Raw genomic sequence first — 22,263 nt, 5'->3', positions numbered from 1 at the left:
CGGGCGGACGCGCGAAGGCTAAGGCTTGCGCGCGTCGGCGGCGACGCGTTTTGCGATGAATTCCCGCGCATACGCATGCGCGCGATCGGGCCAGTCGTCCGGGACGACGAAGCCGCGTGAGCGTTCGGTGAAGCGGCCGGACGCGTCGCGCGTGAACGCTGCCACCATCGTCGGACCGGTTTGATGCGCGATCCGCGCATGCAGCGAGCCGGCATCGACGCAACCGGCGTCGGCGGCGAGCTCCGCATCCCCGTCTGAAATTTCATAGCGACGCGGCGCAAGCCACTCCAGCCGCGACAACACCTTCCAGGCGGGCGCATGCCGCGCCGCGACTTCGAGCCATTCCGCGCGCGTCGTCCACCAGCCACGCGCGTGCGCAGCCGCGAGCTCCGGCGGGATCGCCAGCGCAGCGTCGGCATGCGTCGTGACGCTGCCTTCGCCACCGTCGTTTTCGAAGTCGACATCGAGCGTGTCGCGACGCCGGTAGAACAGCCAGCCTTTGACGACCATCTGCGCGGCCCAAGGTCCGCGATAGCCCAACGACGCAAACTCGACCCGCGCGCTCAACGGCAATTGATGATCGAGCAGATGCGCGAGCTTCAGGTCGAAACGATCCTTCAGATTCGGACCGACGTAATCGGCCAGTTGCGCGCGTCCATCGCCCGCGTGCAGATAGCACTTCACCGCGAGTTCCCAATGCAGACGCTGGCCGCGTTGCGTCTCCACCAGAAAATCGCACTCGCCGAGCGTGACGCCTGCGCGCCGCAACGGCACGCCCGCCGCGACACCGCGCGCCGCCGGTCCGTGTTCCAGAAACCAGCCGAGTAGAAATTCCGCGTAGCGGCCGAGCCGCGTCAGGCGCGTCGTGGCGATGTCGTGTTGCAACGCAGCCGGCGACGCATCGAGCGCGCGCAGCCAGTCGAGCGTGGCGACGCGCTCCATCGGCGTCTCGAAAAGCTCGGCGAGCATGCCGACGGGCGGTTGTGCGTGCAACAGATCGGCGCTGAACAGCAGCCATGCAAGATCGCGGACAGCGGGGTCGTGCAGTTCGTCGAGGAAACCGGTCAGGGCAAAATGCGACGGCGACGGCGACGGCGCGGATGCTGACGGCGATGACATCGAAGCGACTGAAGCAGACGCAGTTGACGAAGCGGCCGGAAGCGGCGAAGGCAAAGGCGGCGCCGACGCAAGCGCACCGGTGGCGGCGACACTGCCCGCCGCCGCGTCCTTCGATGCCGGTTCGCCGCGCGTCATCAGCCGCCCTGCTCGCCGGCGTGACGCCACGTGTCGCGCGCGAGGCACAGATCGGCCCATGCCTTCGATTTGTCCGGCAAGCTGCGCAGCAGATACGCGGGGTGGTACGTGACGATCACGGGCACGCCTTCGTAGGTGTGGACCCGGCCGCGCAGCGACGAGATGCTGGCCTCGGTCTTGAGCAGGCTCTGCGCGGCGAAACGGCCCATCGCGACGATCACCTTCGGCTTCACGAGCGCTACCTGACGCTTCAGGTACGGCTCGCATCGCGCGACTTCATCGGGCTCGGGATTGCGGTTGCCCGGCGGCCGGCACTTGATCACGTTCGCGATGTAGACGTTGGTATCGCGCGTGAGCGTCAGTGCACGCAGCATGTTGTCGAGCAGCTTGCCGGCCGGACCGACGAACGGCTCGCCCTGCTTGTCCTCGTGTTCGCCCGGCGCTTCGCCGATCAGCATCCAGTCCGCGTCGCGATCGCCGACGCCGAACACGGTGTTCGTGCGCTTCTCGCACAACCGGCACTGTTCGCAATTCGCGACGCGTGCGGCGAGCGCGTCCCAGTCGAGCGTCTGCACCGACGGATTCGCCGCTTCACGTTCGACGGGGAAATCGGGAGCGTCGGTGGAGAAATTCGCGGGCAGATCGTCGAACCACGCGAAGTCGTCGTCTGGCGGCGCGTCGAGTTGTTGCGGGGATTTTGCTGCTGGTGGCGTCGGCGGCGTAGCTGGTGTGACCAACACGCGCGGTGCAGCGGGCGGTTGCTCAGCACGCTCGACGCGCTCGGCAGGTGCGGCGCGCTCGACACGCCCGGCGCGAACCGGCGCTGGCGTTGGCTCGGACGCGGCGACGCTATCAGGCGCCACGGCGTCGACCGCGACGTCCGCGACGTCCGCTGCAACCTCGATCGCGGCGGCGCGCGTCAGCCCGCGGCGCACCCACATCGGCGAGATGCCGAACTCTTCCAATGCCGATTCATGCAGCGCCATCTGCGCCCTCCTTGACGAACGAATAACGCATCACGATGGCGTCTTCCCGGCTGCGATGTCGCGCCGGATAGTAATTCTTGCGGCGACCGATCGACGTAAAGCCGAAATGCTCGTAAAGCTTGATCGCCCGATGGTTCGACGGCCGCACTTCGAGCAGCAGCCCGTCGAGTTTTTCGGCGCGCGTCAGACGCACCGCTTCGCGCAACAGCGCCAGCCCCGCACCCGCACCTTGCGCCGGCGGCGTCACGCAGAGATTAAGCAGATGCATTTCATCGACCACCGGCATCAGCACGCAATAACCGAGCAAGCTGCCCGTCACGTGGCGCAGACACACGCCGAAATAACCGTTGCGCAGCGAATCCTGAAAATTGCCGCGGCTCCACGGGAACTCGTAGGCGACCTTTTCGACTTCGGCGACCTCATCGAGGTCGCTTTCGGTCATTGGCGACATGTAGCGGTCAGCCAGCAGCACCCCGCTCATTGTTCACCCTCGCGGCCCTTTCCGCTGTGCTCGCTGTGTTCGTTCGGTCCGCGTTGACGCGAAGATCCGCTGCCCGACGCGTCCGCAGCGGGATCGGCCTGCACCGCCTGGCTCGCGGCCAGCGCGGCCGCAGCCTGCTCGGCTTTCTGCGCCTTGTCGGCCATACGCTCGGCCGTGGTCTGCGCGACCTTGTTGCGCACGTATTCCGGCGCGGCCTGATCGGCGGGAAGCGTGCGCCCGGCGCGATAGGCGCGCAGCGCCGCGTACGCGACCGGCTGCGCGTGCGGCAAGGCCTCGCGATCCACCGTTTGCGCCGCCGACACCGCCGGCAGCCGTTCGCCAAATGCCGCCGCCGCATTACCAGCGAGCGTGAAAGGCGTATCCGGCAGCACCAGCCGGTCGGGCGCATCCAGCGATGCCGGTTGAATGGTGCGCCACTCGCCGAGCGCGTCGTCCCATGCGTAATCGGCCCAATACACTTCGTCCATGCGTGCGTCGAGCGCAGTCAGCACACGCGTGACCGACGGATCGCGCAGACGCGCGAATTCCGCGCATGCGAGCAAGGTGCCGACCGGCACGACCGGCCGGTTCAGGCCGAACGCCAGCCCTTGAGCCACGCCGGTGGCCGTGCGCAAACCCGTGAACGAGCCGGGACCGGAACCGAACGCGACGGCATCGCAGTCGGACAGCAAAATGCCCGCTTCGTCGAACAGCTCGCGGATCGCGGGCAGCAGACGCGTGCTGGACACGGCGCCGGTCGCCTCGTGACGCACCCATACCTGCGGCGCGGCCTCGTCGCCGGATGAGTTTGAGGACGCCGTTCCGGGAGCGTTCGACGCGTTGGACGTACCGGCGGACGCCGGCGTTCGAGGGGCGGACAGAAGCGCGACCGAGCAATATTCGGTCGAGGTATCGAGGGCAAGCAGCACAGTTCGAGTCATATCCCGTATTGTAATGCGGCACTCGCGCTCGCCGGGCATCGAGCGTGCCATGTCGGCGTTGCGCGCGTGAAATTGCTGGAAACTGCCCTTTTACTTCTGATCATTTCATCCGGATCCGATCGCCCGGCGTCACGGTTTGGAAGAATCTCTCCAGCCCGATTCGGTCTGATTCAACCCCATCGAGAATCGCGCTTGATATGATCGTTGGCCTATCCCGCAATTCATATTTAGTCCGGAGAACATCTATGAGCGACGTCGACGCGCAATTCGCACAAGCCCACGAAGACGTGCAAAAGCTGCCGGAGCGCCCCGGCAATCTGACGCTGCTGCGCCTTTACGCGCTGTACAAGCAGGCCACTTTAGGCGACGTCCACGGCGACAAGCCCGGTTTCACCGATATCGTCGGCAAATACAAATATGAAGCCTGGGGCGCGCTGAAAGGCACGTCGCAAGACGCTGCGAAGCAGCAATATGCCGAACTCGTCGAAACGCTGAAAAGTGGTGCGGCGGCGTGACGCAGGCGTTTGCCACCCAAACCGCTTGACGCGAACACCAACGCAAGATTTGACGAATTAATCCGCGTCGGACGACGCGTCTGAACGCGGTTTTCTCCAGGAAACTTCCTAAAAGGTTGGCGCGGTGCAGCAAAAACGAGATACAATGCTGCCTGCGCTTCACTGCTTCTGCCCGGCTTGTTCCGGTCTTGCGGCGCAGCGCCTCGTAGCGTTTTGCTCCAATCCAGTTTAGAACCTGTCCCCTCCTGCCTGGCCCCCACGGGCCGTCATGTCCCAGGCTGGCGACGCGCCATTTGGCATGTCGCATCCGATACAGCTTCTAACGAAAAGCTCGCCTTCATTGTCGCGAGCTGCCCCCGTTTTTCGATTTGCTCGCTGCTTCATTGCTCGCTGAATCCGACGACTTGGGTATGCCGATTGGCGCCGACGTTTTATCCCCTGTGTATCAAGGATTCTCATGACTTCGAGCAATACTTCCAGCCCGTTGAACGCCATCGCCGATCAAACATTCGGTCTCGACACGCCCGCCGTTGCAGCCGATGCTGCACAAGCACCCGCAGCGGCCGTGGCCCAAGCCGCAGAGCCGACCGGTCCGACGTTCGAATCGCTGGGTCTGTCGCCGGAAATCATTTCCGCGCTGACGGCTGCCGGTTATACGGCGCCGACGCCGGTTCAACAACGCGCCATTCCCGCCGGTATCGCCGGCCGTGACCTGCTGGTTTCCAGCCCGACCGGTTCGGGCAAGACCGCAGCGTTCATGCTGCCCGCCATCGAGCGTTTCGCGCAGATCCAGAAACTGAAAGACGCGCAACCGCGCGAAGCGCGTCCGGCCGGCGCCGACAGCCGCGCACGCCGTCCGCAACCGGTCGCACGTCCGGGCCTGCTGGTCCTGACGCCGACGCGCGAACTCGCGATGCAAGTCACGACCGCCGCATCGACGTACGGCAAGCACCTGAAGCGCCTGCGCACCGTCAGCATTCTCGGCGGCGTCGCTTATGGTCAACAATTGATGCTGCTCGCGAAGAACCCGGAAATCCTGGTTGCTACGCCGGGCCGTCTGCTGGACCATCTGGAACGCGGTCGTATTGACCTGTCGCAACTGCAAATGCTGGTGCTCGACGAAGCCGACCGCATGCTCGACATGGGCTTTATCGACGACATCGAAACGATCGTGGCCGCTACGCCGGCAACGCGTCAAACGATGCTGTTCTCGGCTACGCTCGACGGCAAGATCGGTTCGCTGACGGGCCGCCTGCTGAAGGATCCGGAACGCATCGAAATCGTTCAACGTCTGGAACAGCGCACGAACATCGCGCAGACCGTCCATTACGTTGACGACCGCGATCACAAGGATCGTCTGCTCGACCATCTGCTGCGCGCCGAAGGCCTCGACCAGGCTATCGTTTTCACCGCAACCAAGATGGACGCTGACCAGCTGGCAGGCCGTCTGGCCGACGCCGGTTTCGAATCGGCTGCATTGCACGGCGATCTGCCGCAAGGCGCGCGTAACCGCACCATCAAGGCACTGCGCGAGCGTCGTGTTCGCGTGCTGGTCGCAACGGACGTCGCTGCTCGCGGTATCGACATCCCGGGCATCACGCACGTGTTCAACTACGATCTGCCGAAGTTTGCTGAAGACTACGTGCACCGTATCGGCCGTACCGGCCGTGCTGGTCGCTCGGGTATCGCGGTCAGCCTCGTGCACCACGCAGAGCAAGGCGCGCTGAAGCGCATCGAGCGTTTCGTGCGCACACCGCTGCCGGTCAATGTCGTCGCAGGCTTCGAGCCGCGCAAGTCGGCTCCGTCGGGTGGTGGCGGCCGTCCTGGCTTTGGCGGCCGTGGCCGTCCGGGCGGTGGCGCTGGTGGTGGCCGCCGCTTCGGTAGCGGTTCGGGCAAGCCGGCCGGTACTGGCGGCAATGGTGGGGGCAACGGCGGCGGCGGCGCGCGTTCGGGCGGCAGCAGCTGGGGCAGCAAGCCGGCAGGCAGCGGCTCGCGTGAAGGCTACGGCGGTTCGCGTGACGGCGGCTACGGCGCACGCCGCAGCGACGGCCCGCGTACGGCACGTCGCGGCAGCTAATTAGCTTGCTGGACGAAAACGGGCGGTGCTTCACCGCCCTGCTTCAAAAGAAACCGGTGCAGATGCGCCGGTTTTTTTTCGCCCCAACCAAGATTTCACGATGTGGAAAATTTTTTTGCGTCGTAAAAAATCGTGCTGCACGGCACAAACGGTCTCGTTGCAAGATGGAAAACATCTTTTTACGATGCAAAATGCGTCAAATAACACATTGTTTTTATTGAATAAAAAATCTATCGAAAAGACTGCGTCGCGACTTTTACCCGCATGGCCTTTTGCCTAGACTCTTATATAAGACTTCACGAACGAAACGCCTCCGGCGCACCGCTTCGTGAAGACCAGAGTCATCGAAAAACCATCTCAGGCAAACAAGGAGCACACCATGACGTCACGCAGCCAGCAAGCACAGCAACTCCATCAGCAATGGGAAACCGATCCGCGCTGGAAGGGCATCAAGCGCAGCTATTCGGCCGAGGACGTGGTGCGCCTGCGGGGTTCGGTGCAAGTCGATCACACGCTCGCGAAGCGCGGCGCGCAAAAACTGTGGGAAAGCATCCATAGCGAGCCGTTCGTCAACTCGCTCGGCGCATTGACCGGCAATCAGGCCATGCAGCAGGTCAAGGCCGGTCTGAAGGCGATCTATCTGTCGGGCTGGCAGGTGGCGGGCGACGCCAACGTCGCTGGCGAAATGTATCCGGATCAGTCGCTGTATCCGGCCAACTCGGTGCCGCTGGTGGTCAAGCGCATCAACAACACGCTGACGCGCGCCGATCAGATTCAATGGTCGGAAGGCAAGAATCCCGGCGACGAAGGCTACGTCGATTTCTTCCAGCCGATCGTGGCCGATGCGGAAGCCGGTTTCGGTGGCGTGCTGAATGCGTTCGAACTGATGAAGGCGATGATCGAAGCCGGCGCGGCAGGCGTTCACTTCGAAGATCAGCTCGCTTCGGTGAAGAAATGCGGTCACATGGGCGGCAAGGTGCTGGTGCCGACGCGTGAAAACGTCGCGAAGCTGAGCGCCGCGCGCCTCGCCGCCGACGTCTGCGGCACGCCGACAATCCTGCTCGCCCGCACCGACGCGGAAGCCGCCGATCTCGTCACGTCCGACATCGACGACAACGACAAGCCGTTCCTGACCGGCGAACGTACGGTGGAAGGCTTCTACCGCACCCGTCCGGGCATCGAGCAAGCCATCTCGCGCGGCTTGGCCTACGCGCCGTACGCCGACATGATCTGGTGCGAAACCGGCAAGCCCGACCTCGAATTCGCGAAGCAATTCGCCGACGCGATCCACAAGCAGTTCCCGGACAAGCTGCTGGCGTACAACTGCTCGCCGTCGTTCAACTGGAAGAAGAATCTGGACGACGCGACGATCGCGAAGTTCCAGAAGGAACTCGGCGCAATGGGCTACAAGTTCCAGTTCATCACGCTGGCCGGTTTCCACGCGCTGAACTACTCGATGTTCAACCTCGCGCACGGCTATGCACGCAACCAGATGAGCGCGTTCGTGGAAATGCAGCAGGCCGAATTCGCCGCCGCCGAAAAGGGCTTCACCGCGGTCAAGCATCAACGCGAAGTCGGCACCGGCTACTTCGACGCAGTCACGCAAACGGTCGAACGCGAAGCATCGACGACCGCGCTGCACGGCTCGACGGAAGACGAACAGTTCTTCGACAAGAAGGTTGCTTAAGGGTATTCGCGGTTGCCGGGGTCGTCACGACGTACTTGCGTGACGACCGCTGCAAGCTTCGACTCAAAAAAACGAAAGGGCAAAAGACAGGCGCCGTCAGTGCGAGATGACCGGCGTCGGAATCAGGGGGAACGTGGTGCGTGCACGAAGGGGCATGCACCGCAATCATCAAGCGCCGGCGCGATGCCGGCGTTTTTTTGCTCGCGACGAGCGGCGAACTGATGATCTACCGATAGACGATCACCGGAATACGCGTATGCGTCAGCACGCGTTGCGTCTCGCTGCCGATCAGCAGACTGCCGATTCCGCGCCTGCCGTGCGATGCCATGAAGATCACGTCGCAACCGCCCTGCTCCGCCGTTTCGATGATGCCGAGATACGGCGACGGATGCACGCTCGTGCGGCATTCGACATGCACGCCGACGCGCATCGCGCACTCCTCGACTTCGCGCAGATGCGCGCGCGCCTCGCGCTCGCCGCGTTCGAGAAACTCGACGGGCGGCTCCAACACGACTTCGGAAAACGGCGAATACGGATATTGCGGCAAACACGCGTACGCCGTGAGGCGCGCGCCGACGGTTTTGGCGAGGTCGATCGCGCCGTCGATCGCCTTGCGCGAGAGATCGGAACCGTCGGTCGGAACCAGAATGTGCGTGAACAATTCATGCTCCTTTCGCGCCGCGCGCGCCTACGCTTTAAGTGTAGGTCGCGCGGGATCGCTTATCGGCGTTGTTCGACGCAGTTCCGTGCGCGATGCTCAGCCTTGCAGATCGCGCAACGGATGATCCGCCGCGCCCCACGGGCTTTCGAACATGGCCGCGACGTCGGTCGGCGTGACGTCTTCGATGCGCGCGAAACGCCAGTGCGGCGCGTTGTCCTTGTCGATGATGCGCGCGCGGATGCCTTCGAGCACGTCGCCATTCGCGAACGACGTATGCGTCAGGTCGAGATCGCGGCGTAACACGTCGGCCATCGTGCCTTCGGCGCGCGTCACGACTTCGAGCGAAACCGCCATGGACAGCGGCGAGCGTTCACGCAACACGCCGATCATCTGCTCGGCCCAGTCGCGGGCTTCGCCGTCGTCGTCGCCGTGCGTGTCTTCGCCGTCACGGGTCGCTTCCAGCGACGCCAGAATCTGCCGCATATCCGGCAACGCAAAATGCCGGTCGATCCACCGACGCGACGCCGCCAGCGACGACGCGTCGGGTTTTGGCGCGCCCGGTCCTGCCGCCAGTTGCCGCACGCACGCGACCACGTCGTCGCCGAACTCGAAATGATCGGTGCGCAACAGGTCAAACAGCGCGGGCAGAACGTCATCGTCGAGATAGACGTCGGCCAGGCCCGCGTAGAGCGCGTCGGCCGCAACAATGGTCTCGCCCGTCACCGCGAGGTAACGGCCCAGCGCGCCCGGCGTGCGCGCCATAAACCAGGCCACGCCGACGTCCGGAAACAACCCGATCCGCGTCTCCGGCATCGCCATTTTGGTGGAACCGGTCACCACGCGCAGACCGCCCGTGCGATGCGCGGGTTGCGAAATACCCATGCCGCCGCCCATCACGACGCCATTCGTCAGCGCGACGATCGGCTTCGGATACGTGAACATCGCGTGATTGAGCCGGTATTCGTCGATGAAAAACGCTTCGCGCGCCGCGTGCTCGCCGCGCTGCGACGCCTCGTACAGAAACCGCACGTCGCCGCCCGCGCAAAACGCGCGCGCATGGTCGCTGCGCAGCACGACGGCCAGCACCTCCGGATTTTCGCGCCAGTGATCGAACGCGGTCTGAATGCCGCGAATCATGTCGACGGACAGCGCATTCAGCGCCTTGGGGCGATCCAGTTCGATAAAGCCGATCCGGTTTGCAACGTAAGCCTTGATTTCGTCAGTGATGCCGAGCGGGTCTTGAGTGGACATGGGCAGAACGGGCTGATTCGGGTAGTCGGTCAGAGCACGAAGGTATCACGCGAGCTTCGGCTTTGCGGCGGCGCGGCGCGGCCGCGCGGATCTTGCCGCGCGTGGCGCAGGCGGGTCGGCTGCGTCGGCCTCGGGATGCGGCGGGTCATCGGGTTGGTCGGGTTGATCCGACGCGACTCGGTTTTGCGGGACGCCGGACGCCGGAGAACCGGTGGAAGCCAACCCAACGGACCCGCCGAACCACGCCGCCAGCGACGTCTCAAGCACCGACTCCAGCGATACGCTCGGAAACACCGAGCACGTCAGCCTCAACGATACGATGCCGTGCAGGGTCGCCCACAACGCTTCGGCGCACACGGCGCTGTTCATCTCGCTGGCGATACGCCCCGCCGCTTTCAGTTCGTCGAACGCGGCGATCATCATGCGCAACGCTTCGTCGCCGTCGTTGTTCGCGTCTGCCGCGATAAGCGTCGCGCCCGTGTACGCCGGGTCTTCCATGAAGATCAGCCGGTACGTCTGCGGATGCGCGGTGCCGAACGCAACATACGCGCGGCCGATCGCCTTCAGGCGTTCAGCCGGGTCCGCGATATGCGCAGCCGGCGAAAACGTGGCGAGCAATTGCGCATAGCCTTCCGAGCACAACGCCTGCGCGATCTCGTCGCGACTGGCGAAATGCAGATACAACGTGGCCGGCGAGTATTCGATTGCGTCGGCGATCTTGCGCATCGACAACGCGGCGAAACCTTCGCGCATGACGATGCGCCGCGCGGCGTCGAGGATACGTTCGCGCAAAGCCACCTTCTGGCGATTCTTTCTTTCGGCGATTCCCATGCGTCTATTTTCAGATTGACAAACTGAAAAGTCAAATTAAACTGAACACCGTTCACTGAACGTCGTTTAGTAAATTTTCACATCTCAATTTCAACCGGAATCGGGTTTGAATCCGGGTGAAATCCGGGCTGAAAATCTCGCTTTATGTGGACGAATTCCACGGCCGTCGTCAGCACGCACGTGAGGAGAAGTCATGAATACACTCGGGAAAGTGGGCCTGTTCGGCGCTGCGGGCGCGGCCGGTCACCGCATCGCTGCAGCATTGAGCGCGGCCGGGCGTCATTACCGTGCAATCGGACGGTCGCGCGCGCCGCTCGAAGCCGCGTTCGGTCGCGATCCGCACGCGGAAATCGTCACGTGGAATCCGGACGATCCATCGTCCGTCATCGCTGCCGCAGCGGGTTTGCACACGGCAATCTATCTGGTCGGCGTCCCGTACGATCAGTTCGCGTCACATCCGCCGTTGATGCAGAAAACGCTGGACGGGCTGATCGCGGCCGGCGTCGAACAGTTGATCCTGATCGGCACGGTCTATCCGTATGGGCGGCCGCACGGCAATCCGGTGACGGAAGCGCATCCGCGCGAGCCGCACACGTTCAAGGGAAAAATGCGGCTCGCGCAGGAAAATCTCGTGCTGGACGCGCATGGTCGCAGCGGTCTGTCCACGCTGGTGTTGCGGCTGCCGGATTTCTACGGTCCGGGCGTCGAACGCAGTTTTCTCGACGGCGTGTTCAAGGGCGCGACAACCGGTGGACGCGCGCAGATGATCGGCCCGATCGACGTGCCGCACGAATTCGTGTTCCTGCCCGATATCGGGCCGGTCGTGGAGACGTTGACGCGCACGCCGAACGCGTTCGGCCGGTGGCTGCATCTGGCGGGTGCGGGCATCATCACACCGCGCGCCGTCGCCGGGAAAGCGTACGCGCTGGCCGGTCGCGAACCGAAGCTGATGGTTGCCGGCAAGACGATGCTGCGCGTGCTCGGACTGTTCAATCCGTTGATGCGCGAGCTGGTGGAAATGCATTACCTGCTGACGGATCCGGTCATTCTCGATGACACGGCGCTGCGGGCGCTGATCGGTCCGTTCAGGAAAACCTCGTATGACGAAGGCATTCGTCTGTCACACGAGGCGGCGTGCGCGGCAAACACGCTCGCCGCGCCTGCGTGAGATCGCGCTGCCGTGCGCGTGGCGCGCAGGCGGCTGAAAGGCGAGCAAAAGGCGGCTGTGGGCGGGTTCGTGCATCGGTCCGGCGCGAAAGCCGCACGACGCTATCAGGCGCTCATCGCAGACAGCGCGTCGCCGGGCGGAAAGTGACCGCTTTTGAGCAGCACCGGCAAGCCGTTGCTGATCTGAAGATGCTCGCGCGCCACCGCTTCGATCCGGGGTCGTCCGGCATCGAAAGCCCGCATCCATCCGTCGAAATCTTCGCTGCTGGCGCCGAAGTGATCTTCGAGTGCCTCGACGGAAATCGCGCACGGCACGCGCTCGCCGTCCACCAGCGCAGCAAATACAACGGTCAGATTGGAATCGCGGTATGCGGGCGCATCCGCCGGAAACCGAATTTCCATGCTCGCCTCTTCGCAGGGATCAGGTAACTGACACCGCCCGGAAACCGAAACGGAAACGGACGGAATCGCATAACGCGGTTATGGTACTCGCGCCGCGCGTGCGCAGTCCACCGTCGGCGAAAGCAGTGAAACGCGGCGACGTCGTCGAACCCATGCCGCCCGGGCGACGCCGCCAGCGCACTGCGAACCCGTCACGCGCCCTTCAGCGCATCCGACTCTTTTGCGCCGTCGATCAACCTGTCGACGAAGGTGCGCGCCGCCTGCTCGACGAAATCGAGCGCTTCGGCGTCGGTGGCGAAGCGTTGCTCGTCACCGAGATCGATCAGCGTCTCGACGCGGCGCGGATCGTCAGGACCGTGCTGCGCAAGACTGACCGAGCCGACGTATTTGCCGCCGTGCAAAGGCGCGGCTTCCGGCGACGGCACGAGCCGCGCCGCCGCGCTGATGTAATACCCGCGATATGGACCGCTGACACGTTCTGCCATCTTCGCTCTCCTCGAGTTGCGCACGGTGGCGCATTGTTTGCTATCCGCTGCAAGCAGCGGATGCTTCATCAGAGTAAGGCGCCTGCGCGCGTGTTAAGTTCTCCGCGCGCGCCAACCTGAGCCCACGTACGCCCACGCGAGCGATGACGGGCGCCTCGATAACCCGTTCGGCGCGGGGTGCGCCGCACGCTCGACCCAATCGCCTGTCGAACCCGACGAGCGGTGCAAATCAGCCAGGCAGACACAATATGGGAAAATATTTCCTGAAAAGCAGCGAAGTACCGGAGCCGACGGCCGCGAACGCATGGTTCGCCTACGCGGAAGGCCACGGCATCGATATCCCGAAAGCGATCAGCATCTGGGAAGACGCCGCCACGATCGAAGGCGAGGAAAGCCGCCGGCTCGTGAGCGCCGCGGGCATTTCACTGGATCTCGGCATCGACGGATGACGCGCAACGACGCGCTGTCGTCCGCCGCCCCGCTTCGCTCCCTCTCATCATTTCAAAAGGACGCTCCATGACTCACCGCACGCAACGCCTGCGCCCGCGCGATCTGTTCGCCATTTATTCCGCCGCCACGCGACCGGCCTCCGCTGATCGCGTCGCCGGCGAAGCAGTCCGTCGCGTCGCGCGACACGCCGCGGTGCCCGTAGTCGCGCTCGCGATTGCCAGCCTCGCCGCATGCGCATCGTCGAATACGACGTCGTTGATCAACCTTCCGAACGGCGAAACCGGCTTCGCGGTGAATTGCAGCGGCGCCGATGCCGCGTCGAGCTGGGCATCGTGCTATGTGCAGGCGGGTCAAGCGTGCGGCGCGACCGGTTATGACATCGTGTCCAAAGACAACGAAGAAGGCGGAACCACGGGCGGCAGCGTGACGAACGTCGTATCGGCGAACGTGAAGAATCGCTCGATGATCGTCCGCTGCAAGTAAAGCGCGCATTGTCCGGAACACGCACGAGATGCGGCGAGGCACAGCTTACTTACACGGCTTGCCGCATCTCGAGTGCTTTAGTGCGCTTCCATCTTCGAGAACAGGTTCAGCACGGCCACGCCCGAGATGATCAGCCCGAGCCCGATCATCGCCGGAAGGTCGGGCATCTGCCGGTACAACGCCATCGCGACGAGCGTGATCAGCACGATGCCCGCGCCTGACCACACGGCGTACACGATCCCGACCGGAATGCTGCGCAACGTCAGCGACAGGCAGTAAAACGCGACGCCGTAGCCCAGCACCACCACGGCCGACGGCAACAGTTTCGAAAAGCCATTCGACGCGCGCAGCGCGGACGTGGCAATCACTTCGGCAACGATGGCGATGGCGAGCACGGCGTAAGGAGGCACGCGCATCGGATCAGGCCTTCGCAAGCGCGAGCTTGCCGTACTCGTGGCCGAGATGCGCACACAACGCTTCGACGACGAATTCGTGATCCTGCCGCTGCGGCAATCCCGACACCGTGACCGAACCGATCACACCCGCGCCCACGACCGTCAGCGGGAACGCGCCGCCGTGCGTCGCGTACTCGGACACCGGCATGCCGTGCTTGTCGGCGAGCGTGCCGCCGGACTGCTGAAAACGCAGCCCGATCGCATACGAACTGCGACGGAAATGCGCGACCACGTTGCCCTTTCGACGCGCCCAATCGGCGTTGTCGGGCGTTGCGCCGTCGAGCGCGCTGAAGAACAGTTGCTGCCCGAAGGTGCGCACGTCGATGGCGATCGCGAGACCGCGCGCCTTGGCCACCTCATGCAGATACGCACCGACCTGCCACGCGCGATCGGCGTCGAACTGCGGAAACACGAGCGTCTGTTCCTGCACGGCGATTGACTGCAAATCGTGAACGATGTCCATAAGCGACCAGAAGAACGGCTGAAGAAGAAGGCGCCTGTGTAACGGCGCAGGGAGATCGATTCTATCGCAGCATGTTTCGCACTCGGCCACCGCCCGTGCGTCGCGCGCGCTCACGACACATGCTTTGACGTGAACGTCGCATTGATGCCGAAGCGTTCAACAAACGCATACATCGCTTCACATCGAACGCGTGTCGCAATGCTGGAAACGCGCGTCGGCAGGTCGTCGAACAGTCGTCTTGCAGAAAGCAGTTGCACGAGCTCGTTCCTTGTCTTATAATCTTTTCTTCGACGGACGCGGGGTGGAGCAGTCTGGCAGCTCGTCGGGCTCATAACCCGAAGGTCGTAGGTTCAAATCCTACCCCCGCAACCAACCATCGAAAGCAATCAAGGCTTGCCAAACCGGCAGGCCTTTTTTGTTTTCAGCGCCTGAAACACGATGCGACGTTGCGATTCACGCACGCATGGGTCGTTTTGAAAACGCGCCTCGGTGATAAACTCCTATCACCCTTTTCCGGCCCCTTTCTATGAAATTCTGTTCTGCTTGCGGCCACGCGGTCAGCCTGAGCATTCCGCCAGGCGACAATCGCGAACGCTTTGTCTGCGACAACTGCGGCACCGTGCATTATCAGAATCCGCGCAACGTCGTCGGCACGATTCCCGTTTGGGACAACAAGGTGCTGCTGTGCCGTCGCGCGATCGAACCGCGTTACGGCTACTGGACGTTGCCCGCGGGCTTTATGGAAATGGGCGAGACCACGGCCGAAGCCGCGTCGCGCGAAACGCTGGAAGAAGCCGGCGCGCGCGTCGAGGTGCAAAGCCTGTTCTCGCTGCTGAACGTCCCGCACGTGCATCAGGTTCATCTGTTCTATCTCGCGCGTCTGCTCGACCTCGACATCGAAGCCGGCGAGGAAAGTCTCGAAGTGAAGATGTTCGAAGAACACGACATTCCGTGGGACGACATCGCCTTCCCTACCGTCGGGCAGACACTGCGCTTTTTCTTCGCCGATCGTGACGCGGGCAGTTTCAGCCTGCACACGGGCGACATCTTCCGCTCGCTGCGCGAAGGTTAGGCGGCCGTCCGCGTATGGTTCCGTGGCTCGGCCCCAACGAAGCCTTTCCGCCGGTCGAGCGTGCGCTCGGCGAATCGAGCGGCGCACCCGGCCTGCTCGCCGCCAGTGCCGATCTGCTGCCGTCCCGCCTGATCGAAGCGTACCGGCGCGGCATTTTCCCGTGGTATTCCGATGGCCAGCCCGTGCTGTGGTGGAGTCCCGACCCACGCATGATCCTGCGCCCGTCCGAGTTCAAGGTCTCCCCTTCGCTGCGTAAAACATTGAAGCGCGTACTGCGTGACGACGCGTGGGAAATCCGCGTCGATCACGCGTTCGCGGCCGTGATGCGCGCGTGCGCACAAGCACCGCGTCACGGTCAGCGCGGCACGTGGATTACGTCGGATGTGATCGACGCGTACTCGGCACTGCATCGCACCGGCGACGCGCACAGCATCGAAACATGGCACGAAGGACGCCGCGTCGGCGGCCTGTACGGCGTCGCATTCGGACGGATGTTCTTCGGCGAATCGATGTTCGCCGAAGTGACGGATGCGTCGAAAATCGCGCTCTCCGCGCTGGTCGGACACTTGCGCCGTCATCAAATAGAAATGATAGACTGCCAGCAGAACACGTCGCATCTGGCGTCGCTTGGTGGGCGCGAGATTGCGCGCAAGGCGTTCATCGCGCATGTTCGCGCGTCTGTCGACGCAACGCCTATTCCGTGGCGTTTCGACAAGACCGCGCTGCTCGATGTACTCGCGCCGGCGGCGTGATGGGTACACCTCTGGTTTATCTGAATTAACCCCGGTTCGCCGTCGCCAGAACCTGGCCAGTGCACGCCGGTTTGCGCAACTGTGACGCTTCGAGAGCCGCCAAGTGACGCATCCCAACGAGCTGCCGCTTTCACCGCTTTCCGCGCTGCAATTCTATGCAACGGCGCCCTATCCCTGCAGTTATCTGGAGGGACGCGTCGCTCGCTCGCAAGTCGCGACACCCAGTCATCTGATCAACTCCGACGTCTACACCGACCTCGTCAAGGCGGGCTTCCGGCGCTCGGGCGTCTTCACCTACCGGCCGTATTGCGACGGATGCCGCGCCTGTGTGCCGGTGCGCGTGCCCGTCGATGCATTCGAGCCGAACCGCACGCAACGCCGCGTATGGAAACGCCACGGCGAGCTGGTTGCAACAGTCGCCCCGCTGCACTATGACGAAGAACATTACGCGCTGTACATGCGCTATCAGTCCGCGCGCCATGCGGGCGGCGGCATGGATCGCGACAGCCGCGACCAGTACGAACAGTTCCTGCTGCAAAGCCGGATCAATTCGCGTCTCGTCGAATTCCGCGAGCCGATTCCGGGACGCCCGGATCAACCCGGCGTGCTGCGGATGATCAGCATGATCGACATTCTCGGCGACGGTTTGTCGTCGGTGTACACGTTCTTCGAACCGAACCTGCCCAACACCAGTTTCGGCACCTACAACATCTACTGGCAGATCGAACAGGCGCGTAGCCTGAAGCTGCCGTACGTGTATCTCGGTTACTGGATTCGCGAAAGTCAGAAGATGGCGTACAAGGCGAACTTTCATCCGCTCGAAGGTCTCGTCGAAGGCGTCTGGAAACCGCTCGATCCCGCCGCGCCGGAACTGACGCCGGTTGAAATCGCGATGCAAAGCCGCCGTTCGTCGTCGCGCAAATAAGCGTCCTCGAATGCCCGGCGTCGGTCCAGCGTAGCTCGGGCAGTTTCACATCGTCACAACCCGTTTTCTCGCCGCTTGCCGCGTACTTTCCGAGTCCCGTCTCGGAATCCGCGCAAAGCCGTTAAAATAGCGGGTTATCATTTTTCGGCCGCCCGGCTTCGTCCCGTGTTCAGTTCCCTCTACCCGCTCGTACGCGCCCAACTCTTTCGCATGGACGCGGAAGACGCCCACCACCTGACGCTTGCGTCTGCTCGGCGCCGCCGGCCGTACCGGCCTCGCAGGCGCGTTTGCGCCGCGCGTGCCCGATTCGCCGCGCACCGTGATGGGTCTGACCTTCCGCAATCCGGTGGGGCTCGCTGCCGGGCTCGACAAGGACGGCGCGTGCGTCGATGGACTGGCCGCGCTCGGTTTCGGCTTTATCGAAGTGGGCACGGTCACGCCGCGTCCGCAGCCGGGCAATCCGCGCCCGCGCATTTTCCGTCTGCCGGAAGCAGGCGGGATCATCAACCGGATGGGTTTCAACAACGCCGGCGTCGATCAGTTCATCGCGAACGTGCAGGCCGCGCGCTATCGCGGGATTCTCGGGCTGAATATCGGCAAGAACGCCGACACGCCGATCGAACGCGCCGCCGACGATTACCTCTACTGCCTCGAACGCGTGTATCCGTTCGCGAGCTATGTGACCGTCAATATCTCGTCGCCGAATACGAAAAACCTGCGTCAACTGCAAGGCGCGGACGAACTCGATTCGCTGCTCGCGGCACTGAAAGACAAGCAGCAGCGTCTTGCGGATCTGCACGGCAAGCTGGTGCCGCTCGCGCTGAAGATCGCACCGGATCTCGACGACGAACAGATTCGCCAGATCGGCGACACGCTGTTGCGCCATCGTTTCGAAGGCGTGATCGCGACCAATACCACGCTGTCGCGCACGGCCGTGACCGGCATGCAGCACGGCGACGAAAGCGGCGGCCTGTCGGGCAAGCCGGTGTTCGACACGTCGAACGAAGTGATCCGCAAACTGCGCGCCGAAGTCGGCGACGAAGTGCCGATCATCGGCGTAGGCGGGATTTTCTCCGGCGACGACGCACGCGCGAAACTCGCGGCGGGTGCATCGCTGGTGCAGCTGTACACCGGCTTTATCTATCGCGGACCGCCGCTCGTCGCCGAGTGCGTGCGCGCGCTGGCAACGAACCACGCGTAAGCGGTTTCAGATAAAAAAACGGCGGTCGAGAGACCGCCGTTTTTTATTGTGCGCGCGCTACCCGTAGCGCGTTCAGCGCGCCGCCATCGTCCCGTACGGCGCATCGAGCGCCACACCGAAACGGTTGAAACGCGGCGTGTAGAAACGCGTCGGATCGAGCGAAAACGCAACGTGGCGTGTGCGGCCCATCAACTCGCTGCGCGGAAAAAACCCGAAATAGCGCGAGTCGGCGCTGTCGTCGCGATTGTCGCCGAGCATCAGATATTCGCCGGGCGGCACCGTCACCGGACCAAACGAATCGCGCGGACTCGGCGCATCCGGCGACAGCCGCACGGTATGCACGACGCCATCGAAACGCTCGGTCAGATAGTCGCCGGGCGAGGTCGCATCGCCGGGCAACGGCGCGCGCAGTTGGGTCGTATAACCGGCGCGCACACCGTTCACGTAGAGCACGTTATCGCGCATCGCGACCTGGTCGCCGGGCAGGCCGATCAGCCGCTTGACGATCAATTCATGCGCCGCCGATGAGTCGATCGTTACGATGTCGCCGCGTTGCGGATCGTGCAGATGTGCAATCGCGATATGCGTGAGCGGCACGCGTAAATCGTAGGCCATCTTGTCCACGAGAATCCGGTCGCCTTCACGGATCGTCGGCAGCATCGAACCGCTCGGCACGACGTTCCAGTCGGCGATCGCGCTGCGAAACAGCACCATCAACACCAAAAACGCGACGAGCCCCTTGTTGTCGCGCCACAATTTTCCAAGCAAGCGCATCGAGGCGACTCCTGCAAAAGGGTAACGAAAGCGTCGGCGACGCCGGAGAAGCTCCCCCGCGCGTGCCGCCGCAAATCGTACCATCGCCGCGCAAACCAGTTGCACGACACGCGCCGCTGCTGAACCGCCGTCATCGCCGCCACCGTCTACCCAGCGCGTCATTCCTGCGCGAATTTCAGCCCCAGCGTCGCCCGCGCGGCATCGGCCATCGCGATCATCTGCATCGATTTCGCGTGCGTCATCACCGGACTTTCAAGTTGCCCGGCGCGAATCAGCTCGCAGAAATGTGCGGTTTCGTAGTTGAGGCCGCCGCCGTCGAAGGGCGCGTCGAGTTCGACGACGCGCCCGTCCGCATAACGGACCGTCGCACGCGACGGGTTCCACCAGTTCTCGTGGATCGTCACGTTGCCGCCCTGGGCCATCAGTAGCGCGTCACCGCGACCGAGCAGATCCAGCCCGCAAAACAGCTGCGAAATGCCATGCTCGTGGCGGGAATTGAGACTCGCGAACACATCGACGCCGCTCGGACCGAGCCGGCCGAACGTCTGGACGTCGAGCGGCGCGCCGAGCCAGTCGACGGCGAGAAACATCTCGTAGATGCCGATATCGAGCAACGCGCCGCCCCCATGCGCGAACGACAGCGAAGGATGATCGTCGGGCACGCTCGCGACCGAACACCCGGCCCGCACCATACCGATCTCGCCGATCGGATCGCTCGCGAGATGCGCGCGCAACTGTCGATACAACGGATAGAACGGCGGCTTCATCGCTTCCATGAAAAGCCGTTGTTCCGCGCGCGCGATAGCGACCACGCGTTCGAGTTGCGCGGCGTTCAGCGTGGCGGGTTTTTCGCACAGCACAGGGATGCCGGCCTGAAGCGCGGCGATCGCGTAATCGGCGTGCGTGTCCTGCATGGTCGCGATATACAGCGCGTCGATTCCGCTCGCCAGCAGCGCGGCAAAATCGTCGCATGCGCGAGCGTCGAACGACTGCGCGAATTCCGCAGCGGGCCCGGCACGCCGCGACCACACCGCCTGCAATTGCGCGTTCGGCACATGCGCAAGACTCTGCGCGAAACGACGGGCGATGCGGCCAGTGCCAACGATGCCCCAACGAATCACAGTGTCGTCTTTCATCGGTCGGTCAGTTCCAGGCAATTGAGGAGCCGACATTGTCGCGCATTGTCGCGTCTGTCGACAGCCGCCGGCGATGTGCTCTCTCATGCACCCGCCTGTGCTGCCGGCAGCGCGTTTCAGCGCCTACCGCTCAATGCAAAGCATCCCGAAACATCGCCCTTCCCCGCATACCGCCGCATACCTCTTCACACCAGCGCCGGTCTCAACCGTGCACCGGCGGATCGATCGCGAACGCCGTCGCGATCTCGTCGGCCGAATAATCGATCAACGCGCGCGACGCCGCTTCCGCTTCTCTCGCATCGCGTCGCTCGATCGCATCGACCAGACGGCCATGCGTGCGCATCACGGTTTCCCATGCGCCTTCCTTGCCGTTGACGATCGGATTCACCGTCGACAACGCACCGCGCACGATCGCCGCCATCTGCTGAAAAAACTGGTTGCCGCTCGCCGTGACGATCCGCGTATGCAGCAGTTCGTCGGCGGCCTGATAGCCGGGATCGCTTGCCGGCAATGCGCGAAACGCATCGTAGGCTTCGCGGATCGCAGCGATATCGGCCGCACTGCCACGCGTGGCCGCCTGCGCGGACGCACGCGGCTCGATCAGGATCCTGAACTCGATCACGTCGCGCAGAAACGACGGATCGGGTTTCGCGCGAAAGCGCCAGTTCACGACGTCTTCGTCGATCATGCGCCAGTCGCGCATCGGCCTGATACGCGTGCCGATCTTCGGACGCACATCCAGCATGTCGCGCGCGAGCAGCATCGACAGCGCCTCACGCATCACCGTGCGGCTGACGTCGAACTCCTTCGACAACACATCCTGCGGCGGCAGAACCGCCCCATACTTTTCCTCGACGATGCCCGTGACCAGTCCATCCATCACCTTGCTAACCAGCGAGCGATCTTTGTTGCCCTGTTCCATGACACTCTCCCCGATACGGAGTTGCCCCCGTGCAGCCTTGTTGATAAAGCGGCCCTCGTGTGTCTTCTTTTGTATGTTTAAGTCTTGTTCATGCATACGTTGCTTGCTCTAAAACAGATGCGCCAGTTGGGAAACGTCCTGACAGGGTTATCCCCCTGAAGAATTGTTTCGTCTGTGTAACGCACGATGTTTCACCGACGAACAAGCTTGCGCAGCGCGCCTGAAGCGCCGTTCAAATTTGCATCGCGCGCCCAAAGCAGGCCGGCACCGCATGGCAAATCCGCAACAGCGCGACAGGCGCGCGCCGTGTCAAGCGTGTCAGAAAAACCGGTTGCGACGAACCGCCGCGACGCCGCGCGCCGGGTTGCGATGTGTGCAACGGACCTGCGACGACGACGCGCTCAACGCGCCACCGATGCATACCGTCCACCGAAGAAAACGAGCGGTGCGTGTTCGTCGAGCGCGAACGTCAGCACCTCGCCAATGAATAGTGTGTGATCGCCGCAAGGATGACGGTCGACGATGCGCGCAGCGAAACGCGCCACCGCGCGATCGAGCAACGCGATGCCGGGCAGCCCGTCGATTTCGGCGAAGCCCGGCGCGAGTGACGATTGCGGATCGCCCGCGAAATGGCGGCTATGCGGCTCCTGCTGATCGGACAGCACGCTGACGCCGAACAGCGCATCGTCCATCAGACGCGCATGCATTCGCGCCCGATGCCCGACCGACACGACGATCAGCGGCGGCTTCAGCGAGCCGGACATGAACGCGTTGGCGGTCATCGCATGGAGCGCGTCGCCGCACCCTGTCGAGATCACCACCACGCCGGTCGCGAAGCGGCTCAACGCGCGCCGGAAACGCGCTTCGTCGAATCCTTCGGATTCCGGCATGT

The 22,263-nt window shown here is 63.5% G+C and carries 25 protein-coding genes, 1 tRNA gene and 1 pseudogene; 11 read left to right on the top strand and 16 right to left on the bottom strand.

All coding sequences use genetic code 11. The features are described from left to right. Nucleotides 1–18: 18 nt before the first annotated feature. From PW947_RS26940 to tsaB, 4 genes are all read right to left on the bottom strand, one after another. Nucleotides 19–1,119 (bottom strand): DUF1853 family protein, encoded by a 1,101-nt coding sequence (locus tag PW947_RS26940; protein WP_299635419.1) that lies wholly within the window; start codon nucleotides 1,117–1,119, stop codon nucleotides 19–21. Between the two features lie 134 nt (nucleotides 1,120–1,253). After that, a complete protein-coding gene (locus PW947_RS26935; RefSeq protein ID WP_299635418.1) occupies nucleotides 1,254–2,240 on the bottom strand; it encodes a uracil-DNA glycosylase in 987 nt (328 codons plus the stop codon). Further along, the gene (gene rimI, locus PW947_RS26930) at nucleotides 2,227–2,721 is read right to left on the bottom strand and encodes a ribosomal protein S18-alanine N-acetyltransferase (protein WP_299635417.1); all 495 of its coding nucleotides are present in this window, start codon (nucleotides 2,719–2,721) and stop codon (nucleotides 2,227–2,229) included. Before rimI ends, PW947_RS26935 begins: the two co-directional genes overlap by 14 nt. Further along, nucleotides 2,718–3,662, bottom strand: coding sequence for a tRNA (adenosine(37)-N6)-threonylcarbamoyltransferase complex dimerization subunit type 1 TsaB (gene tsaB, locus PW947_RS26925; protein WP_299635416.1), 945 nt, complete (start codon nucleotides 3,660–3,662; stop codon nucleotides 2,718–2,720). The genes rimI and tsaB overlap by 4 nt, the downstream gene beginning before the upstream one ends. 245 nt (nucleotides 3,663–3,907) lie before the next feature. Here tsaB and PW947_RS26920 point away from each other — a divergent pair, with 245 nt between their 5' ends. The 3 genes from PW947_RS26920 to aceA all read left to right on the top strand — a co-directional run bounded on the left by PW947_RS26920 (nucleotide 3,908) and on the right by aceA (nucleotide 7,941). Continuing rightward, on the top strand, nucleotides 3,908–4,177 hold the full coding sequence (locus PW947_RS26920) for an acyl-CoA-binding protein (protein WP_299635415.1): 270 nt from the start codon (nucleotides 3,908–3,910) through the stop codon (nucleotides 4,175–4,177). A 457-nt stretch (nucleotides 4,178–4,634) separates the two neighbouring features. Then, entirely contained in the window at nucleotides 4,635–6,254 is a 1,620-nt protein-coding gene (locus PW947_RS26915; RefSeq protein WP_299635414.1) for a DEAD/DEAH box helicase, read from the top strand. A gap of 379 nt (nucleotides 6,255–6,633) precedes the next feature. Continuing rightward, nucleotides 6,634–7,941 carry an isocitrate lyase gene (gene aceA / locus PW947_RS26910; protein WP_299635413.1) on the top strand — a complete coding sequence of 436 codons (1,308 nt, stop codon included), beginning with the start codon at nucleotides 6,634–6,636 and terminating at the stop codon, nucleotides 7,939–7,941. Nucleotides 7,942–8,167: 226 nt separating this feature from the next. Here the strand turns inward: aceA and PW947_RS26905 are convergent, their stop codons facing one another. From PW947_RS26905 to PW947_RS26895, 3 genes are all read right to left on the bottom strand, one after another. After that, on the bottom strand, nucleotides 8,168–8,602 hold the full coding sequence (locus PW947_RS26905) for a universal stress protein (RefSeq protein WP_299635411.1): 435 nt from the start codon (nucleotides 8,600–8,602) through the stop codon (nucleotides 8,168–8,170). 96 nt (nucleotides 8,603–8,698) lie between these two features. Continuing rightward, entirely contained in the window at nucleotides 8,699–9,853 is a 1,155-nt protein-coding gene (locus PW947_RS26900) for an enoyl-CoA hydratase/isomerase family protein (protein ID WP_299635410.1), read from the bottom strand. Between the two features lie 45 nt (nucleotides 9,854–9,898). Then, nucleotides 9,899–10,684, bottom strand: a complete 786-nt coding sequence (locus PW947_RS26895; RefSeq protein ID WP_299635409.1) for a TetR/AcrR family transcriptional regulator — start codon at nucleotides 10,682–10,684, stop codon at nucleotides 9,899–9,901. 193 nt (nucleotides 10,685–10,877) lie between these two features. On the opposite strand from PW947_RS26895, the gene PW947_RS26890 reads away from it, so the two are divergent. Then, on the top strand, nucleotides 10,878–11,852 hold the full coding sequence (locus PW947_RS26890; RefSeq protein WP_299635408.1) for an NAD-dependent epimerase/dehydratase family protein: 975 nt from the start codon (nucleotides 10,878–10,880) through the stop codon (nucleotides 11,850–11,852). A gap of 104 nt (nucleotides 11,853–11,956) precedes the next feature. Here PW947_RS26890 and PW947_RS26885 read toward each other — a convergent pair whose 3' ends face one another. Both PW947_RS26885 and PW947_RS26880 read right to left on the bottom strand, forming a co-directional pair. Beyond that, entirely contained in the window at nucleotides 11,957–12,253 is a 297-nt protein-coding gene (locus tag PW947_RS26885; RefSeq protein ID WP_299635407.1) for a DUF1488 domain-containing protein, read from the bottom strand. A 191-nt stretch (nucleotides 12,254–12,444) separates the two neighbouring features. Continuing rightward, nucleotides 12,445–12,738 carry a hypothetical protein gene (locus tag PW947_RS26880; RefSeq protein WP_299635406.1) on the bottom strand — a complete coding sequence of 98 codons (294 nt, stop codon included), beginning with the start codon at nucleotides 12,736–12,738 and terminating at the stop codon, nucleotides 12,445–12,447. Nucleotides 12,739–12,986: 248 nt separating this feature from the next. On the opposite strand from PW947_RS26880, the gene PW947_RS26875 reads away from it, so the two are divergent. Both PW947_RS26875 and PW947_RS26870 read left to right on the top strand, forming a co-directional pair. After that, complete coding sequence (locus PW947_RS26875; RefSeq protein WP_299635405.1) at nucleotides 12,987–13,187, top strand: hypothetical protein; 201 nt, start codon at nucleotides 12,987–12,989, stop codon at nucleotides 13,185–13,187. 67 nt (nucleotides 13,188–13,254) lie between these two features. Next, nucleotides 13,255–13,671, top strand: a complete 417-nt coding sequence (locus tag PW947_RS26870) for a hypothetical protein (protein ID WP_299635404.1) — start codon at nucleotides 13,255–13,257, stop codon at nucleotides 13,669–13,671. Nucleotides 13,672–13,748: 77 nt separating this feature from the next. Here the strand turns inward: PW947_RS26870 and PW947_RS26865 are convergent, their stop codons facing one another. The 3 genes from PW947_RS26865 to PW947_RS26855 all read right to left on the bottom strand — a co-directional run bounded on the left by PW947_RS26865 (nucleotide 13,749) and on the right by PW947_RS26855 (nucleotide 14,846). Then, nucleotides 13,749–14,087: a multidrug efflux SMR transporter gene (locus tag PW947_RS26865; protein ID WP_299635402.1), complete on the bottom strand. Its 339-nt coding sequence runs from the start codon at nucleotides 14,085–14,087 to the stop codon at nucleotides 13,749–13,751. 4 nt (nucleotides 14,088–14,091) lie between these two features. Continuing rightward, complete coding sequence (locus tag PW947_RS26860; RefSeq protein ID WP_299635401.1) at nucleotides 14,092–14,589, bottom strand: heme-degrading domain-containing protein; 498 nt, start codon at nucleotides 14,587–14,589, stop codon at nucleotides 14,092–14,094. A gap of 110 nt (nucleotides 14,590–14,699) precedes the next feature. Beyond that, entirely contained in the window at nucleotides 14,700–14,846 is a 147-nt protein-coding gene (locus PW947_RS26855; protein WP_299635400.1) for a hypothetical protein, read from the bottom strand. Between the two features lie 38 nt (nucleotides 14,847–14,884). On the opposite strand from PW947_RS26855, the gene PW947_RS26850 reads away from it, so the two are divergent. From PW947_RS26850 to PW947_RS26830, 5 genes and pseudogenes are all read left to right on the top strand, one after another. After that, nucleotides 14,885–14,961 (top strand) — tRNA-Met (locus PW947_RS26850). A 154-nt stretch (nucleotides 14,962–15,115) separates the two neighbouring features. Continuing rightward, the gene (locus tag PW947_RS26845) at nucleotides 15,116–15,661 is read left to right on the top strand and encodes an NUDIX hydrolase (RefSeq protein ID WP_299635399.1); all 546 of its coding nucleotides are present in this window, start codon (nucleotides 15,116–15,118) and stop codon (nucleotides 15,659–15,661) included. A 14-nt stretch (nucleotides 15,662–15,675) separates the two neighbouring features. Then, nucleotides 15,676–16,413: a leucyl/phenylalanyl-tRNA--protein transferase gene (gene aat, locus PW947_RS26840; protein ID WP_299635398.1), complete on the top strand. Its 738-nt coding sequence runs from the start codon at nucleotides 15,676–15,678 to the stop codon at nucleotides 16,411–16,413. Nucleotides 16,414–16,516: 103 nt separating this feature from the next. Continuing rightward, complete coding sequence (locus tag PW947_RS26835) at nucleotides 16,517–17,338, top strand: arginyltransferase (protein WP_299635397.1); 822 nt, start codon at nucleotides 16,517–16,519, stop codon at nucleotides 17,336–17,338. A 210-nt stretch (nucleotides 17,339–17,548) separates the two neighbouring features. Then, nucleotides 17,549–18,539: pseudogene (locus PW947_RS26830) on the top strand (quinone-dependent dihydroorotate dehydrogenase). Between the two features lie 72 nt (nucleotides 18,540–18,611). Here PW947_RS26830 and lepB read toward each other — a convergent pair. The 4 genes from lepB to PW947_RS26810 form a co-directional block, all read right to left on the bottom strand. Beyond that, nucleotides 18,612–19,313, bottom strand: coding sequence for a signal peptidase I (gene lepB, locus PW947_RS26825; protein WP_299635396.1), 702 nt, complete (start codon nucleotides 19,311–19,313; stop codon nucleotides 18,612–18,614). A 158-nt stretch (nucleotides 19,314–19,471) separates the two neighbouring features. Beyond that, nucleotides 19,472–20,449, bottom strand: coding sequence for a Gfo/Idh/MocA family oxidoreductase (locus PW947_RS26820; protein ID WP_299635395.1), 978 nt, complete (start codon nucleotides 20,447–20,449; stop codon nucleotides 19,472–19,474). A 202-nt stretch (nucleotides 20,450–20,651) separates the two neighbouring features. Continuing rightward, nucleotides 20,652–21,371 carry an FCD domain-containing protein gene (locus PW947_RS26815; RefSeq protein ID WP_299635394.1) on the bottom strand — a complete coding sequence of 240 codons (720 nt, stop codon included), beginning with the start codon at nucleotides 21,369–21,371 and terminating at the stop codon, nucleotides 20,652–20,654. A 401-nt stretch (nucleotides 21,372–21,772) separates the two neighbouring features. Further along, nucleotides 21,773–22,261 (bottom strand): flavin reductase family protein, encoded by a 489-nt coding sequence (locus tag PW947_RS26810; RefSeq protein ID WP_299635393.1) that lies wholly within the window; start codon nucleotides 22,259–22,261, stop codon nucleotides 21,773–21,775. Nucleotides 22,262–22,263 lie beyond the last annotated feature (2 nt).

Source organism: Paraburkholderia sp., assembly GCF_028283785.1.
GTDB lineage: Bacteria > Pseudomonadota > Gammaproteobacteria > Burkholderiales > Burkholderiaceae > Paraburkholderia.
The sequence above is the reverse complement of the archived record's forward strand: the minus strand, read 5'-3'. Positions and strand labels throughout refer to the sequence as shown.

Bases quoted from the DNA above. Each gene is read 5' to 3' on its own strand.
- PW947_RS26940 (WP_299635419.1), bottom strand. From the start codon at position 1,119: ATGTCATCGCCGTCAGCATCCGCGCCGTCGCCGTCGCCGTCGCATTTT.
- PW947_RS26880 (WP_299635406.1), bottom strand. From the start codon at position 12,738: ATGGCAGAACGTGTCAGCGGTCCATATCGCGGGTATTACATCAGCGCG.
- rimI (WP_299635417.1), bottom strand. From the start codon at position 2,721: ATGAGCGGGGTGCTGCTGGCTGACCGCTACATGTCGCCAATGACCGAA.
- PW947_RS26875 (WP_299635405.1), top strand. From the start codon at position 12,987: ATGGGAAAATATTTCCTGAAAAGCAGCGAAGTACCGGAGCCGACGGCC.
- PW947_RS26885 (WP_299635407.1), bottom strand. From the start codon at position 12,253: ATGGAAATTCGGTTTCCGGCGGATGCGCCCGCATACCGCGATTCCAAT.
- PW947_RS26900 (WP_299635410.1), bottom strand. From the start codon at position 9,853: ATGTCCACTCAAGACCCGCTCGGCATCACTGACGAAATCAAGGCTTAC.
- PW947_RS26935 (WP_299635418.1), bottom strand. From the start codon at position 2,240: ATGGCGCTGCATGAATCGGCATTGGAAGAGTTCGGCATCTCGCCGATG.
- PW947_RS26820 (WP_299635395.1), bottom strand. From the start codon at position 20,449: ATGAAAGACGACACTGTGATTCGTTGGGGCATCGTTGGCACTGGCCGC.
- PW947_RS26810 (WP_299635393.1), bottom strand. From the start codon at position 22,261: ATGCCGGAATCCGAAGGATTCGACGAAGCGCGTTTCCGGCGCGCGTTG.
- aceA (WP_299635413.1), top strand. From the start codon at position 6,634: ATGACGTCACGCAGCCAGCAAGCACAGCAACTCCATCAGCAATGGGAA.
- PW947_RS26890 (WP_299635408.1), top strand. From the start codon at position 10,878: ATGAATACACTCGGGAAAGTGGGCCTGTTCGGCGCTGCGGGCGCGGCC.
- PW947_RS26920 (WP_299635415.1), top strand. From the start codon at position 3,908: ATGAGCGACGTCGACGCGCAATTCGCACAAGCCCACGAAGACGTGCAA.
- PW947_RS26815 (WP_299635394.1), bottom strand. From the start codon at position 21,371: ATGGAACAGGGCAACAAAGATCGCTCGCTGGTTAGCAAGGTGATGGAT.
- lepB (WP_299635396.1), bottom strand. From the start codon at position 19,313: ATGCGCTTGCTTGGAAAATTGTGGCGCGACAACAAGGGGCTCGTCGCG.
- PW947_RS26845 (WP_299635399.1), top strand. From the start codon at position 15,116: ATGAAATTCTGTTCTGCTTGCGGCCACGCGGTCAGCCTGAGCATTCCG.
- PW947_RS26895 (WP_299635409.1), bottom strand. From the start codon at position 10,684: ATGGGAATCGCCGAAAGAAAGAATCGCCAGAAGGTGGCTTTGCGCGAA.
- PW947_RS26915 (WP_299635414.1), top strand. From the start codon at position 4,635: ATGACTTCGAGCAATACTTCCAGCCCGTTGAACGCCATCGCCGATCAA.
- PW947_RS26860 (WP_299635401.1), bottom strand. From the start codon at position 14,589: ATGGACATCGTTCACGATTTGCAGTCAATCGCCGTGCAGGAACAGACG.
- tsaB (WP_299635416.1), bottom strand. From the start codon at position 3,662: ATGACTCGAACTGTGCTGCTTGCCCTCGATACCTCGACCGAATATTGC.
- PW947_RS26870 (WP_299635404.1), top strand. From the start codon at position 13,255: ATGACTCACCGCACGCAACGCCTGCGCCCGCGCGATCTGTTCGCCATT.
- PW947_RS26865 (WP_299635402.1), bottom strand. From the start codon at position 14,087: ATGCGCGTGCCTCCTTACGCCGTGCTCGCCATCGCCATCGTTGCCGAA.
- aat (WP_299635398.1), top strand. From the start codon at position 15,676: ATGGTTCCGTGGCTCGGCCCCAACGAAGCCTTTCCGCCGGTCGAGCGT.